This window comes from Nannocystis bainbridge, from assembly GCF_028368995.1.
In the GTDB taxonomy this organism is placed as follows: Bacteria; Myxococcota_A; Polyangia; order Nannocystales; family Nannocystaceae; genus Nannocystis; species Nannocystis bainbridge.
Genome location: NZ_JAQNDL010000003.1, coordinates 1,654,554 through 1,669,769, shown reverse-complemented (window position 1 = coordinate 1,669,769; position 15,216 = coordinate 1,654,554). Strand labels below are relative to the sequence as shown.

The window sequence follows — 15,216 nt, the reverse complement described above, 5'->3', positions numbered from 1 at the left end:
GCGCGTCCGCCCGCGACCTCACGGCGCGAGATCACGGGTGCCGGCGACCCCATGGGAGGCATGATATCTCTCGGGACATGCCTGAAGAGGCATGTCCCGAGAGACATTTTGGATCGTCGCCGGCCCGGCGGCCGCGTCTACGTGCCGAGCAGGTCCTGCGGCCCCTTGGGGCTCAGGGTCAGCAGCGGCTGGATCAGGCCGTCGGGCAGCGAGTAGACCCACGCGTGCAGGTACGGGTACTGGCCGCGGGCCCAGGCGTTCTGGATCACGTCGGTCTCGGCCAGGCGGTTGACCTGGGCGACCGAGTTGAGCTCGACCAGCTTGGCCCAGCGCTCGTCCTCGGGCAGCAGGTCGAGCTCGGCGCGGTGGCGCTGGTAGATGTCGGCGACCGGCTCGAGCCACTCGGTGAGGCGGCCGGGCGGGGGCCCGGTCATCGCCGCCTTGACGCCGCCGCAGCCGTAGTGGCCGCAGACGATGACGTGGTGGACCTTGAGGGCCTCGATCGCGTACTGCAGCACGCACAGGACGTTGCGGTCGTCGGCGCGCACGAGGTTGGCGACGTTGCGGTGGACGAACAGCTCGCCGGCGTCGGTGACGGTCAGCTGGGTCTCGGGGACCCGGCTGTCGGAGCAGGAGATCCACAAGAACTCGGGCTGCTGGCCGTTGGCCAGGCGGGCGAAGAACTCGGGGTCGATGGACCGGCGCTCCTGGGCCCACGACTTGTTGGCGAGGAGCAGGCGACGAGCGGGGTTCATGCGGCGGCCTCTTGCTTGAAGTGGACGTTGAGGCTGGTGGCGCTGCGGCGCAGCTCCACGGTGATGTTGCGGGCCTTGGCCGACAGCAGGAAGTCGTCGATCGCGTCGACGATGTCCGGGTCGATGAACTGGGCCTTGGTGCCGTCGATGAGCACGGTGGCGCCGCTCGGGATGGTCGAGAAGGCGCGCAGCAGCGCCGGCTTGTTGAGGAACGAGACGTCCTTGGCGAACCGGATCAGGTACTCGTGATCGTCGTGGGCGACCACGATCGCCGACTTGAAGTTGCCGCGGATGACGTAGAAGACGCCGACGCCGACGCCGATGGCGACCCCGACCAGCAGGTCGGTCAGCAGGATCGCCGCGATGGTGACGACGAACGGCACGAACTGGTTCTTGCCGCGGCGGAACTGCTCGTGGAACACCCGCACGCTGGCCAGCCGCAGGCCCATGACGATCAGCACCGCGGCCAGGGCCGACAGCGGGATGTGGTTGAGGATCGGCGCCAGCACCAGGACGCTGAGCAGCAGCAGGACGCCGTGGAGGATCGCTGACACGCGGGTGCGCGCGCCGGCGTCGATGTTGGCCGAGGAGCGGACGATGACGGCGGTGATCGGCAGGCCGCCGAGCAGGCCGGAGACGATGTTGCCGGCGCCCTGGGCCTTGAGCTCGCGGTCGGTCGGGGTGATGCGGTGGAACGGGTCGAGCTTGTCGGAGGCGCCGACCGACAGCAGCGACTCGACGCTGGCGATGACGGCGATGGTGGCGGCGATGCGCCACACCGCGGGGTCGCCGATGCGCGAGAAGTCGGGGAACGGCAGCGCGAACAGGATGCCGTAGAGGCCGCTGAGGTCGGGGATGGCGACCAGGTGGGTGGCGTCGGTCAGGTACAGGCCGGGCGCGTAGTGGCGGAACAGCTCGTTGGTGGCGGCGCCGACGACCACCGCTGCCAGCGCCGGCGGCATCCACGAGCCGACCAGCTTGCGGCCGACCTTCTGCCACAGCAGCAGGGCCGCCAGCGCCGCGGAGAAGACGATGAAGGCGCCGAGCTCGACGTGCTGCACGGCGGCGAGGATGTCGGTGAAGGTGTTGCCGCCGCTCTGGCCGACGAAGCTCTCGTCGCCCTCGAAGTCGACGTCGTAGCCGAGCGCGTGCGGGATCTGCTTGAGCACCAGGATGCAGCCGATCGCCGCCAGCATGCCGTGGACCACCGCGACCGGGACGAAGTGGGCGACCACGCCGGCCCGCAGCATGCCGAACACGAGCTGCATCGCCCCGGCCAGCACGACCGCGAGGATGAAGACCGGATAGGCGCCGAGCTCGGCGATGCCGGCGGCCACGACCACGGTGAGGCCGGCGGCCGGCCCGCTGACGCTGAGCGGCGAACCACTGAGGGCGCCGACGACGAGGCCGCCGACGAACCCCGCGAACAGGCCCGAGAGCAGCGGCGCTCCGGACGCCAGGGCGATACCCAGGCACAGCGGCAAGGCCACGAGGAAGACGACGAGCGAGGCCGGAATGTCGGCGGCCAGGTGCGCGTGCCAGGGCTGCTTGTCTGGAGTCAATGGTGGCATCGAGAATGAAGCTGGCTTAATCGGCGGCGAGGGCGATGTGATGGCAAGAATCAGGAGAAGCGTCCACCGATAAGAAATACCCGAAGATTCGTTCAGATGAAGGGTGCATCATGCGGTGCTACAGAGCCATGGGGCCCCATGAGTTTTATCGAACGGATCAAGCACGCGATCGTCAGCAACGGCGAGGGGATCGCCCTCCGCGACCTCCAGGCCGCTGTTCGCGCCGGTGAGGACCTCCGCGCGACGCTGGAGTTGGTCGGCGGCGAGCATGACGTGAACCTCGAGGGCGTGCTGCTCCGGCTGGATGAGGAGCGCCTCATCTATGACAACCCCCGGCACGGCGACTTCGATTTCTGGCGCGAGGCCGCCGCCGTGACGATCCCGCTCGGCCGCTCGCTGGCCCCCGGCGAGCGCCTGCAGGTGCCGCTGGTGCTGCACCTGCCCGAGGACCTCGAGCCGACGGCCAATCACCGCCGCTACCGCGTCACCGCCAAGCTGCAGGCCACCGGCCGCCATCCCAAGGCCAGCGCGGTGGTCGACGTCGTCACCTGAGCGACGCGCTCGCGGTGCGCCCCCCGGGGCCGTGCGGGGCGTCTGGCGCCCGCCCGGCCCCTTTTGCGTTGCGACTCCGGCACCGGGGTGAACGCAGTGCCATCGCCGTCTCGCATCGTCGAGCTCGCCGGCGCCGCCGGCTGCAGATGTCTCTTCGGACAGGCGCGCTCCCGGCGGGTCCAGATACACTCGTCCGGTCGTGTCCGCGCCTGCAAGCTTTCGTCGCCGCAACCTCCGGTCCCTCGCCCCGTTCGTGCTCGCGCTCGCGTGTGACCGCGGGCCCGCGGCGGGTCCGCCGCCAGCGACGACCTCTGCACCGACGACCGCCGCACCGACGCCCGTCGCCGCGGTGCCGGCCGTGAGCCCCGCGACGCCGGAGAGTCCGCCGATGACCCCGCCCGACCTTACGGCCCTCGGTTCCGAACTGCTGCGCGGCCACGGCGAGGGCCAGCGCGCCCGCATCGATCGCGGCCTGTCGCAGGTCGCGGCGCTGTGGCGGCCGGAGGACGGCGACCTGGCGGCGTTCGTGCGCGAGCAATTCATCAGCGATCCGGTCCAGCTGGCGGCCACGTTCGCCCGCCTCGAGTCGGTGTTCGAGCAGATCGACGGCCACACCCACGAGGTCGGCCGCGAGGTCCGGCGCGCCAGCGACGTCGAGGACGGCCCCCTGCTGGCGATCGATCCGCTGTTCGCCACCTACGACCCGTTCGCCCACGTCACCGAGGACCTGTTCCAGAGCAGGGTCGGCTTCGTGGTCCTGCTCAACTTCCCGCTGACGACTCTGGCGGAGCGCAGCGAACATGGCCCGAAGTACAGCCGGCAGGAGTGGGCCGAGGCCCGCCTCGGGGCTCGCTTCGGCCGCCGCGTGCCGGCCGAGGTGCGCCAGGCGGTGACGCGCGCGACCGCCGACGCCGACCTCTACATCTCGCAGTACAACATCTGGATGCACCACCTGGTCGATGAGACAGGTGCGCGCCTTTTCCCGTCCGGCCTGCGCCTCATCAGCCACTGGAACCTGCGCGACGAGCTCAAGGGCCGCTACGCCGACCCCGACGGGCTGAAGAAGCAGCGGATGATCGTCAAGGTGATGGAGCGGATCGTGACCCAGACGATCCCGGCGGCGGTGATCGACAACCCGCGGGTCGACTGGGACCCGTTCACCAACGCGGTGACGGCCGCGCCCGCGAGCGAGGTCGAGGCCGACGCGCCGCCGCGCGAGGTCGTCGTCGACGGCGCGCGCGAGGACGATGTCCGCTACCGCAAGTTGCTGGCCAACTTCCACGCGGCGCGCCAGGAGGACAGGTATGTGCCGATCGCCCCGACGGCGATCGCCCGCAGCTTCGAGATCGCGCGCGAGCTGCCGGAGGCGCGCGTCAAGGCGTTGCTCGAGCAGGTGCTGACATCGCCGCTGGTGGGCCGCACGGCCGCGCTGATGCGCCAGCGCCTCGGTCGCGAGCTCGGGCCGCAGGACCTGTGGTACGCTGGCTTCCGCGGCAACGCGGCCCACGCCGAGGCCGAGCTCGACCGGCGTACGAAGGCCCGCTATCCGACGGCCGACGCGTTCGCGCGCGACATGCCGCGGCTGCTGCAGGGCCTCGGGTTCGCGCCGGCGAAGGCGAAGTTCCTGGCCGAGCGCATCCTCGTCGATCCGTCGCGCGGGGCCGGGCACGCGCTGCAGTCGCTGCGGCGCGGCGATTTCCCGCACCTGCGCACCCGCGTCGGCGCCGATGGCATGGACTACAAGGGCTACAACATCGCCGTGCACGAGCTCGGCCACAACGTCGAGCAGGTGTTCTCGCTGTACGGCGTCGATCACACGCTGCTCGCCGGCGTGCCCAACAGCGCGTTCACCGAGGCGCTGGCGTTCGTGTTCCAGGCCCGCGACCTGGAGCTGCTCGGCGTCGGCGAGCCCGACGCGGCGAGCGAGCGCGAGCGGGTGCTGGCCGATTTCTGGGCGACCTTCGAGATCGCCGGCGTGGCCCTGGTCGACGTCGCCACCTGGCACTGGATGTACGACCACCCCGAGGCGACCGCGGCCGAGCTGCGCGAGGCGACCGTGAAGATCGCCCAGGACACGTGGGACCGCTATTACGCGCCGGTGCTCGGCAGCCCGGGCACGCCATTGCTCGGCATCTACAGCCACATGATCTCGTACCCGCTGTACCTCGCCGATTATCCGCTGGGTCACCTGATCGCGTTCCAGATCGAGGAGCACATCCACAAGACGGGCAAGCTCGGCCCGGAGTTCGAGCGCATGGCCTCGCTCGGGACGCTGACGCCGGATCTATGGATGACGCAAGCGACCGGTGCGCCGGTGGCCGCCGAGCCGCTGCTGCGCGCCACCGAGGCCGCGCTCGCGGGGGCCGGCGCGCCGTCGCCTTGACGCGACCGGTCCGCGGTGCTTCCCTGCAAGCATGCTTGGATTTTGCTTGTTGGCGATGGAATTGGTGGGCCAGGTCGACGCCGACCGGGCCCGTATTCAGAGACACCTGGAGACGGTCGAGACGGAGCTGCGGGCGCGCGATGCGTCGCACCTGCCGCCCGCGCTGCGAGCCGAGCGGGCGCGCAACCTCGACCGACTGCACACGTATCGCGTGGCCGGGCTGTTCCCGAAGAACCCGGAGTTCATGGGCGAGCGCGTGCCGTTCTTCATCGACGAGGACGGGGTCGCTTGCGCGGTCGGTCACCTGGTCATCGAGTCAGGCTTCGCCGCGGTGGCCAGCGAGATCGCCGAGCGCGAGAACAACGCCCGCCTGCTCGGCATGACGCATCCCGCGCTGACGGGGTGGATCGCCGGGAGCGGCCTGACCGCGGAGGAGTGCGCGCGCATCCAGCCGGAGTACTGCGGCTGCGGCGACGAGTACGCGCCGGTGTGCGGCGAGGACGGGGTGTCCTACGCCAACGCCTGCTACGCGGAGACCTGCGCGGGCGTGAAGATCGCCCACGAGGGCGTGTGCAAGGGCGAGGAGAGCACCAGCGACTGGCCAGAGCCGGGCACCAGCAGCGCGGGCGAGACGACGGGCGGCACGACCGCGAGCGAGACGACGGGCAGTGAGACGACGGGTGGCACTACTTCGAGTGAGACGACCGGCAGCGAGACGACCGGCAGTGACACGACCGGCAGTGACACGGCGAGCGAGGAGTCCGGCTCGAGCGGGTCGGGCAGCGAGGGCGAGCCGCCCGCGGGCGAGCGCAAGGGCGGCTGCTCTTTGGGACAGGAGCGCGCGGGCGCCCCGGCGCTGGCGCTGCTGCTGCTGCTGGGGGCGCGGCGGCGGAGGGCCCGGTCGTGACGCGGGCGACGATCGCGGCGCTGACTTCGTGGTCGCTGCTGCTCGCGTGCAATGATTCGAGCGCCGGGACCGACGGCAGCACGAGCAGCAGCAGCGGGACCGAGGCGCCGACCGGCGGTCCGCCGCCGACGGGCACCAGCGGCGAGCTCGAGACCACGACCACGGGCGATCCGTCAGGCGACCCGAGCACGGGCGACCCGCCGGCGCCGGTGTGCCGGCCGGGGGAGGTCGGCGGCGCGCTGCAGTGGGCGCGCAGCGCGGCGGAGCTGCCGGGATTCATGCCCGGGCTCGCGGGCGCGCGCGACGGCGCGGCGGTGGTCGCCGGCCGGACGGCGGTCGGCGACGACGGCGACGCGTTCGTCGAGCTGCGCGACGCCGAGGGCGCGGCGGTCTGGAGCGACTCCTACGCCGGCGCCAACGGCCTCCAGGACGGGGCGGTCGACGTGGCGATCGATGCGTCGGGGTTCGTCCACGTGCTGGTGGAAGAGACGATCCTCGCGGTCGAGGGCGAGATGATGGGGACCTACGACGCGCGCCTGGTGGTGCTCCGCTTCGCGCCCGATGGCGCCCACGTGTGGCGCTGGGAGCTCGCGCGGCCGCCGGCCCAGCCGTGGACCTCGTACTCACCGCTGGGTCAGCTGGCGACCGACGGCGCGACGATCTTCGTGCTGGCGGGATCGTACGAGGAGCCGTTCAAGCACGTGCGCCTCGATACGGCCGGCAACGTGCTGGGCGAGGCGATCCTGGCGCCGCCGGACAACGCCGATTACAAGGTCCGCCACGACCTCGGGGCCGACGGGTCGGTGGTGCTGGCCGCCCGCACCGAGAGCCCCGAGGGGCTGTGGATCGCCCGCTTCGACGACCATGGGGCGCCGAGCTGGGAGCACGCGCTCGAGGGAGATCCCACGGAGCCGCGCGCGGTGCTGGTCGGCGAGGCGGGCGCGGCCTACCTGCTCGAGACGCCCGACGCGAAGCCGAGCCCGCTGTCGCTGCGCAAGTTCGCCAGCGACGGGGCGGTGGCGTGGACGATGCCGCTGCCGGACGCGAGCGCCGAGAGCCTGCGCTTCGGCGACGGGCTCCGCCAGGACGGGGCGCTGCTGCTGGTCGGCGGGGTCGAGAAGCCGCCGCAGCCGGGCAACGAGTGGGGCCAGCGCAAGGACCTGTGGGTGGGGCTGATGGCGGCCGACGGGGCGCTGCTGTGGAGCTTCGAGCACGAGTTCGGGCTGCCGTACAGCTGGGGCGACGCCAACACCGCGGCGTTCACGTCGGACGGGGCGGTGATCGTCAGCGGGGCGTTCCTCGGCGAGGACGGCGGGACGCAGCAGCCGTGGCTGGGCCGCCTGTGCGGCGGCTGAGCGGATGAAGGATGGCCCATCGGACATGCCCTGAAGAGCATGTCCGATGGGTCATTTTCAAATGGACATGTCGTTCAGGACATGTCCGATGCGATCACATCGGCGTCGGGTTGACGATCTTGGTGCCGGTGCCGCCGAGGTACGAGTAGCTGTCGTGCTGGTCCCAGCCGACGATGATGACGCTGAACGGGACGTCGCCGCCCTCGAGCACGTGGACGCCGTCGCCGAGCGGGACGCGGGCGACCTCGTAGTCGCTGTCGGCGACCGGGTTCCAGGCGGAGTCGGCGATCGCCACGCCGTCGATGGTGACGACCGCGCCGGCCTGGCGGGTGAACACGCCGACGTCGTTGACCCACGTCCCGGGCACGAGGACGACGTAGCGCGGCAGGAACTGCTCGACCGAGGGGATCTGCACGGCGGCGGGGTCGCCGACGCTGAAGAACTGGGGCGGCAGGTTCTCGGCGCCGGTCATGTAGTTCATCACGCCGATCGGCTTGTCGGCGGTGATCTCGAAGTCGCCCGGCTCGCCGGTGGGACCGCCGGCGTAGAACTCGACCACCTGACCCTTGTCGAGGATGATCGGGTTGGCCGGCAAGCCGGTGACCTGAGCGTCGGCGTTGAGGGTGACGGTGGTACCGTCCTCGGCGCCGTAGATCTGCCACAGCGAGGGCTCGGGGGCGTTGGCGCTGCGCACGGCCGTGCGCGCGCCGATGAAGTGCTTGCCCCACAGGCGCACGCCGCTGATCTGCTCCTCCATGTGGTCGCAGCAGCAGGTGCCCGCCGGGATGAGGGCGCACTCCTGGCCGGCGAACAGCATGAACGGGGTCTCCTTGGCGCTCTCGAAGATCGTGCCGGTCATCGAGGTGCCGAGGCCCTGCACGGCGACGCTGAGCACGTCGCCCTCGTTGAGGGTGATCTCGAACGGGACGCCAGGCTGGCCGGCCGGGACGCCGGCGCCGGCGGCGGTGACGGTGCTCGGCGTGACCTTGATCTTGGTGTTGTCCATCACCGCGACCGCGCTGGCGTAGCTGTGCTGGAAGGTGTTGGTGTTGTCCATCATCGACGTCCACGCGATCACGTGGTTGATCGAGTCGAGGCCGGTGACGGGGTAGAGCATCGAGGCGTCCGAGAGGAACGAGGACGAGCCGTCGACCGGATTGAACTGGTAGGCGATGACGGGCACCGACGACTTGACGCGGTAGGCGAAGCCGGCCGCGAGCTGGCTGTCGTCGGTGTGCTGGTCAGGCAGGTTGAAGGTCTGCAGCCCGAGCGCGTTGATCTGGACCGGGCCGGCGATCATGTTCCACACGCCGCCCTGCTTGCGCTCGACGGTGACGGTGGCCTGCTGGTCCTTCTGCACGTTGGCGACGGCGACCGCGAACTGGCTGGTCTCGGAGAAGTCGTGCGAGTCCATGTCGAGGGCGTAGAAGGCACAGCCGACGGTGCTCTTCGACAGCTCGGCCTGATCACAGGTCTCGGGGATCTCGCCGAAGAAGGGGTCCTCGCCGGTGGTGGAGTCGGTGGTGGTGTCGGTGTCGACGGTGGTGGTGCCCGGGAGGCCGGTGGTGTCGACAGTGGTGGTGCCAGGCGTGCCGGTGGTGTCCGGACCGGTGGTGCTGGTCACGGGGGTGTCGGTGGTGCCCGGTCCAGTCGAGGTCGGCCCCTGGGTGGTGCCGGTGTCGGTCATGCCCTGGGTGCCGGTGCCGTCGGTCGACGTGGGGGTCGTGGTCGGGGCGTCGGTGCTGCCGGCTGTCGTCCCCGGGTCAGTCGTCACGACGGTCGGCCCGCCCGACATCGTGGCGACCTCGGAGGCAGTTACCTGGCCGTTGTCGCCGCAGGCGGTGAAGAGCGCGGCCGCGAGGGCAGCCGAGGTGCACAAGTTCATACACAGGCGAGGATTCATGACGGCAGCGTAGAAGCTCCCGCGCGCGCCCGTAAAGCAGTTTTCGCCGCGCGCGCGGGGGACCTGAGGGCGTTCGAGCGCGGGCGGCGGGCGATTGTGGTCACATGTCCATGAGGACATGTGACAAAGACCATGCAGATCCAGCAGGTTTGCCGGGTCTCGCGGGGAGCGCGAAGATCGAGGCCGGCGGGCGCAGACGAGGGGTTCCACCCGATCGGGCAGGGCCGGGAATACCGGGGCGCGCTGGCGCGTGCCTCCGCCGAGGATGATCGCAGACGAGCACGCAGCGGGGTCCGGGGCTCGCGTCCGCGCGCTGCTGCCGGACGTGGGGCTGGCGCTGGGGGTGTTCGTGGCCCTCAACGTGGTCGGGCGGCTGATCGCAGGGCCGCGCTTCGACGCGACGGGGGCGTGGATCAGCCTGCCCGGAGGGACAGGTGCGGCTGTCTTCAAGGCCATGTTGGCGGCGACGCTGATCGCCCGCGGGCTCGGGCCGCTGCGCCGCGGCTGGGTGAGAGCGGCGGGGGTGGTCTGCCTGCTGGCAGTGGCGGCGGCGGCAGCCTGGGACACGCTGGTGTACTTCGCGCTGCTGATCGAGGGCCGCATCGCCACGCCGCTGCCGCTGCCAGGGTCGGCGCTGGTGCTGCCGCTGTCGCTGGCGCTGGCGAGTTCGGCGGGGCGGCCGGGGCCGGCGAGGACATGGTCTTGGGGACAGGTCGTGCGCAGCCTGGCGACGGCGGCGGGGGTGGCGCTGGCGCTGCCGCTGGTGCTGATGCTGACGTTCGGACCGACCCGCTACGCCCGCGAGGCGGACGCGATCGTGGTGTTCGGGGCGCGGGTGTACTCGGACGGGAGGCCGTCGCTGGCGCTGGCCGATCGGGTCGACGAGGGGATCCGCCTCTACCACGCGGGGCTGGCTCCGACGGTGATCATGAGCGGGGCGATCGACGAGGACCACGGGGTGTCGGAGCCGGTGGCGATGCAGGCGCGGGCGATCGCAGCAGGGGTGCCGGCGGAGGCGATCGTGCTCGACGAGCTGGGGGTCGATACGGCCGCGACGGTGGCGGTGACGAGCGAATGGCTGCAGCAGCGCGGGGCGCGACGGGTGCTGGCGGTGAGCCACTATTATCATGAGCCGCGGGTGAAGCTGCTGTTCCAGCGGGCGGGCATGCTGGCATACACGGTGCCGGCGAGGATGAGCCGGCGTCTGCTGAAGGAGCCGTGGTTCATCGGCCGCGAGGTGCTGGCATACTACGCGGCCTGGCTGGCGCCGCTGCTGCCGGGGCGGTAGCAGGCTGGATCTGTCCTTCGGGGCAGGTCGGGCGGGGGCGATCCGGCGAGATGTCCTTCGGGACATATCCGTGTGTTCGGCGACCCCGGGGATCGCCGAACACGCGTCACGCGGGCGCGGTCAGGGCCAGGAGATCGTCACCTCGCCGGCGCCAGCGCGGGCGCCGGGTTGATTGTCCTGAGCGGTGCCGGCGTTGAACGAGCCGCCGCCGCCGCCGCCGGCGCGGCACGTCGAGCCCTCGCCGGCGCCGCCGCCCGAGTAGCCGCCGCCGCCGCCTGCGCCGCACACGGCCCCGCCGCCGCCGCCGAAGCCGCCCTGGCCGCCGGGGCCGAAGGTGTTGCTGCCGGCGCCGCCGGTGAACAAGAGCGGCGGTTTGCCGCCGGTGCAGCCGGTGCCATAGGTCGAGTCCTGGCCGGCGCTCTTCCAGCCGGCGCCGCCGGAGCCGGTGCCCGAGGGGGCATTGCCGGCGCCGCCGTTGCCGTTGGTGCCTCCCGCGGCGCTCGGGGCTCCGTTGCCGCTGGTGCCGGCCGTGCCGACCACGCCGTCGAGGCCCTTGCGGCAATTGAGGTCATCCCAATTGGTGTTGCCGCCGCCGCCGCCGCCGGCTGCGAGCAATGGCTCGGTGGCGTCGGCGATCCGCCACACGAACGAGCCGCCGCCGCCGCCGCCGGTCGCCGGCGCGCTGCCGCAGTTGTTGGCGACCCCGCGCTCGCCGACGACCACGCCGAGCTGGTCGCCGGGCGTGACGTTGAAGGTGCCGCTCATCTTGGCCCCGAGCCCGCCGGCGTCCGAGCCACCCTGGGCGCCGAAGGCGGTGATCTTGAGGGTCTTGATGCACTGGGGCACGACGAACGGCTGGATCGCGCCGGTCGCCGCGAACACCTGCTGCCCGGGCGTGCCACCGGTCAGCGCGATGGCGATGCAGCTCGGCGTCGAGGTCGCGCAGCCGTCGCTGTAGCTGACGCAGACCTGGCCGGCGGTCGCGCCGAACTTCACGGTCGCCGCGGCGGTGTCCTGGCCAGCGATGACGGTCGCACCGACGGGCCCGCTCCACGTGTAGCTGACGGCGCCGGGCACCTCGGGCACGGTGAACATGGCCTCGGCGCCGGCGCACAGGTCGGTCGGGCCCTCGATGGCCCCGGCCGGGGGCAGGTCGGGCGGGGCCTCGCACTGGGCGTCGCTGCAGATCTGGCAGGCGTCGCAGGCCTGGCCGCAACCTCCGCAGTGCGAGGGATCGGTGTCGGTGTCGACGCAGGCGCCGTCGCAGTCCGCCTGTCCCATGGGACATTCAAGCGCGCAGACCCCGTCGCCGCACACCTCGCTGTCGAGGCACGGCTGACCGCAGCCGCCGCAGTGCTCGGGATCGGCGCCGGTGTCGACGCAGACGCCGTCGCAGAGCTCCTGTCCCGGGGGACATGTGATGACGCAGGCCGCGTCGACGCAGGCCTCCATGGCGCCACACGGGGCATCACAGCCGCCGCAGTGGTCGGCGTCGGTCTGAATGTCGACACACGCGCCGCCGCAGTCGACCAGCGGCTCGCAGCCGGCGGCGGTGGTCGACTCGGTGTCGACCGGGTCGGTGGTCGAGGAGGTGGTGGTGTCGCTCGAGGTCGAGGTGGTGACCCCGGTGGGGTCGGGGGTCGCGTCGGTGGTGGTCGGCGTGGTGGTGGTCGGCTGCGGCTCGGTCGTGCCCGTGGTGGTCGAGGGGCTCGTCGTGCCGTCGCCGGTGGTGGTGTCGGTGGTGGCTCCGGAGGCCGTGCTCTCGGTGGTGGCGGTGCCGTCGTCGCCGCACGCGGAGAGCCATGGGGTCCCGCAAATCAGAGAGAGCGTGATCGTGCGCAAGCGAGGTGTCATCGCCGCGAGGGTAGGGCGCCGGCACGAGCGGCGTCGACGTCCACACACGAGCGCTGCGCGCGAGGTCGACGTGGCCTCTGCTTGCCCACAACAGCGCATCGGGTGGCGCCCTCGCCGGAATCCTGTGGCCATTGACAGGCCCGCGCTCGACGGCTTGCATCGGGGGGATGCGTCGCGCGCTCACGATGACTGTGCTGCTCGAACTCCTGCTGCCCGCGGTGGCCCGCGCGGACGTGCCGCCGCCGCCAGAGCCGCCGAACCCGTGCGCGGACAAGCAGGCGGGCGACAGCTGCAGCCCGTCGGGAGTGTGCAAGGAGGGCGAGTGCTGCAAGCGGGCCCACGTGTCGGCGACGCTGCAGCACTACGAGTCGATGAAGCCGCTCGACCAGCAAGACATGGACATCGTGAATCCGCGCGAGGTGTGCAGTCCCTGTCTGCGCTGCGAGGTTGCGAGTTCGACGCCGGTGGTCGAGGCGAAGACGGCGCCGGTCGAGACGAAGACGACGCCGGCGGTCGAGGCGAAGGCGACGCCGGCGACGACGCCACAGACCGAGGCGAAGAGCAGCGGCTGTGCGTTCGCGGGGACGGGGGACGGCACGGGCCTGCTGGCGGTGGCGCTGCTGGGGCTGGAACTGGTGCGACGGCGACGTGCGGTGATTCGGCGCGAGCGGCAGGCTCGTGCGGCGTGATGCCGACGAATTAGCGAGTCGATGCTGCGCGCTCACGCTTGCGCGTCGGTGCGCGGGCGGGCGCAGAGAGCGTGAAGGGAGTCGGCGCTCTCTGGCCTCGATGCTGTGAGTCGCTGCGGCGCGCTCACGCTTGCGCGTGAGCGCAGAGAGCGTGGAGGGCGTCGGCGATTCCTGGTGTCAAGTGATCACGCGGGCGCGTGCGCGTCGGGGGTCGGGCAGGCGCAGAGTTCTTCGAGGGCGCCGCCGATCAGGTGCTGCCAGGCTTCGACGCGACAGGCGTGCTCGGCCGCGGCGTCGAGGCGGCCGTGGTGGGCGAGCACGGCTGCCGACGGATGGGCCGGCGGAGCGGCGGCCGCGACGACCTCGGCGTGCAGGCGGCCGGCGAGCGCGCGCACGGCTGCGCGCACGTCCTCGCCGCCGCGGGTGATGGCCCAGGCGACGGTGGCCCAGGCGAGGGCGGCGTGCTCGGCCTCGTCGTCGGCGATCTTCGTCAGCGTGGCGGCGACGGTGGTGTCGGCGCAGCGACGGGCCGCGCGGGTGGCGATCAGCGCGGCGATCGTCTCGCCGACGCAGCCCTCCACAAAAGTGTCGCAGGCGAGGCGCACGAGGTCGGCGTCGCGGATCGGGACAGCATGCAGCGGGCCCGGGCCGAGCGGCGCGCCGGCGTAATGGGACGCCAGCGCGAAGCATCGTTGCGCGTGATCGATCTCCTCGAGGCTCGCCTTTTGACTCGCGGCGACCAGCGCCGGCGGGGCCGCGAGCGCCAGCAGCTCGAGGGTCGCGCGCGCGAACGAGGCGATCGACGCGTGCTCGCTGCGGGCGTCCTGCAGCCATGCGTCGGCGATCGCGGCGCGCAGGGGCGCGGGCAGCGGATCGGCCGGCGCGAGCTCGGCGAGCCAGGCAGCATCCGGGACGATGTCGGCGACGCGCGGGCCGTCGTCGGTCAACAGCGGGCGACCGCCGGGGCACGGCGTCGTCCAGGTGTAGCTGCAGTGACCGGCGCCGAGCGCCCGCGTGGCGTCGTCGTCGAGGTAGGCGCTGCCGGGGAACCCGTCGGTGGGGCCGGTCTGGCCCGGGGCGCGCGGGAGGGCGTGGATCTGGATCGGGCAGTCGAGCCGGCGCTCGCCGTCGCTGGCGCGCTTGTTGGCCTCGTCCACGGTGTTCGACCAGGTGTGCGTCGGACAGGTGGCGCGCGGATACTGAGCGATGCGCGGCTCGGCCTCGGGCGGGGTCGGCGGAGCCGTTTCCGGGGTCGTCGGCGGTTGCTCGGGCTTCGGTGGGTCGGCGGCGACGGGCGCGACCTGCTTCGTGTCGGCGACGGGCGCGACCTGCTTGGTGACCGCGACGGGGGCGACTTGCGGGGCGCTGGGAGGCGCGCAGCCGGCCGCGGTGAGGAGCGAGAGCGAGGCGACCTGCAGGCGCGAGCGGAGCGCGAGGACATCGCGGATCATGCGAGCGAATGTATCGCGGTCGCGCGGGCGATTGCACGCAGCGTCGGCGTCGCCGGGCCGCGGGCTCACCGGCGGCGCCTGGCGAGGAACCAGCGGACGATGTCGATCACCGTGCCGACGCCGAGGCCGATCGCGCCGAGCAGCAGGAAGGTGGCGACGGCCGCCAGGTCCTCGAAGCCGCCGGTGCGGGGCCCGGCGAAGGCGCTCAGCAGCAGCAGGTAGCCGATCAGCAGGCCGACCTGGGCCAGGATGAAGCCGAGGCGGGCGCCGAAAAAACCGAACACCACCGGCACCGCGGCGATCAGCGACAGGGACAGCGCCGCGCCGCGCAGGGTCTCGAGGGTCGGGCCCTGGCCGGTGTTGAAATTGGCGGCGAGCATCGCCAGGCCGGTCCACAGCGCGGCGGTGACGACGAGGACGACGAGCCAGCGCGGGCTGAGGGCGGTCGGGACCATGCAGCGCAGTGTAGCGCCGGTCCGGCGTCGCGGGGCGGAGGCGCTGCTGGCTG

General features: G+C 72.0%; 12 protein-coding genes. 6 read left to right on the top strand and 6 right to left on the bottom strand.

The features are described from left to right. Positions 1–137 precede the first annotated feature (137 nt). Positions 138–755 carry a carbonic anhydrase gene (locus POL25_RS31900; RefSeq protein ID WP_272090056.1) on the bottom strand — a complete coding sequence of 206 codons (618 nt, stop codon included), beginning with the start codon at positions 753–755 and terminating at the stop codon, positions 138–140. Then, positions 752–2,326, bottom strand: a complete 1,575-nt coding sequence (locus tag POL25_RS31895) for a SulP family inorganic anion transporter (protein WP_272090055.1) — start codon at positions 2,324–2,326, stop codon at positions 752–754. The genes POL25_RS31900 and POL25_RS31895 overlap by 4 nt, the downstream gene beginning before the upstream one ends. A 138-nt stretch (positions 2,327–2,464) precedes the next feature. Here POL25_RS31895 and POL25_RS31890 point away from each other — a divergent pair, with 138 nt between their 5' ends. From POL25_RS31890 to POL25_RS31875, 4 genes are all read left to right on the top strand, one after another. Beyond that, positions 2,465–2,878, top strand: a complete 414-nt coding sequence (locus tag POL25_RS31890) for a sporulation protein (RefSeq protein ID WP_272090054.1) — start codon at positions 2,465–2,467, stop codon at positions 2,876–2,878. Positions 2,879–3,266: 388 nt separating this feature from the next. Continuing rightward, entirely contained in the window at positions 3,267–5,261 is a 1,995-nt protein-coding gene (locus tag POL25_RS31885) for a hypothetical protein (RefSeq protein WP_272091146.1), read from the top strand. Between the two features lie 31 nt (positions 5,262–5,292). Next, positions 5,293–6,168 carry a Kazal-type serine protease inhibitor family protein gene (locus POL25_RS31880; RefSeq protein WP_272090053.1) on the top strand — a complete coding sequence of 292 codons (876 nt, stop codon included), beginning with the start codon at positions 5,293–5,295 and terminating at the stop codon, positions 6,166–6,168. Then, complete coding sequence (locus POL25_RS31875; RefSeq protein WP_272090052.1) at positions 6,165–7,523, top strand: hypothetical protein; 1,359 nt, start codon at positions 6,165–6,167, stop codon at positions 7,521–7,523. Before POL25_RS31880 ends, POL25_RS31875 begins: the two co-directional genes overlap by 4 nt. A 94-nt stretch (positions 7,524–7,617) precedes the next feature. On the opposite strand, the gene POL25_RS31870 is transcribed toward POL25_RS31875, so the two are convergent. Then, positions 7,618–9,426: an IgGFc-binding protein gene (locus tag POL25_RS31870; RefSeq protein ID WP_272090051.1), complete on the bottom strand. Its 1,809-nt coding sequence runs from the start codon at positions 9,424–9,426 to the stop codon at positions 7,618–7,620. A gap of 265 nt (positions 9,427–9,691) precedes the next feature. Here POL25_RS31870 and POL25_RS31865 point away from each other — a divergent pair, with 265 nt between their 5' ends. Further along, positions 9,692–10,714: a YdcF family protein gene (locus POL25_RS31865; RefSeq protein WP_272090050.1), complete on the top strand. Its 1,023-nt coding sequence runs from the start codon at positions 9,692–9,694 to the stop codon at positions 10,712–10,714. A gap of 120 nt (positions 10,715–10,834) precedes the next feature. Here the strand turns inward: POL25_RS31865 and POL25_RS31860 are convergent, their stop codons facing one another. Then, complete coding sequence (locus POL25_RS31860; RefSeq protein WP_272090049.1) at positions 10,835–12,568, bottom strand: MXAN_6577-like cysteine-rich protein; 1,734 nt, start codon at positions 12,566–12,568, stop codon at positions 10,835–10,837. Between the two features lie 167 nt (positions 12,569–12,735). Between POL25_RS31860 and POL25_RS31855 the strand changes: the two genes are divergently transcribed. After that, the gene (locus POL25_RS31855; protein ID WP_272090048.1) at positions 12,736–13,257 is read left to right on the top strand and encodes a hypothetical protein; all 522 of its coding nucleotides are present in this window, start codon (positions 12,736–12,738) and stop codon (positions 13,255–13,257) included. A 185-nt stretch (positions 13,258–13,442) separates the two neighbouring features. Here the strand turns inward: POL25_RS31855 and POL25_RS31850 are convergent, their stop codons facing one another. Together POL25_RS31850 and POL25_RS31845 are read right to left on the bottom strand one after the other, a co-directional pair. After that, on the bottom strand, positions 13,443–14,708 hold the full coding sequence (locus POL25_RS31850; RefSeq protein WP_272090047.1) for a ferritin-like domain-containing protein: 1,266 nt from the start codon (positions 14,706–14,708) through the stop codon (positions 13,443–13,445). A 65-nt stretch (positions 14,709–14,773) separates the two neighbouring features. Beyond that, positions 14,774–15,163, bottom strand: coding sequence for a hypothetical protein (locus tag POL25_RS31845; protein WP_272090046.1), 390 nt, complete (start codon positions 15,161–15,163; stop codon positions 14,774–14,776). Positions 15,164–15,216 lie beyond the last annotated feature (53 nt).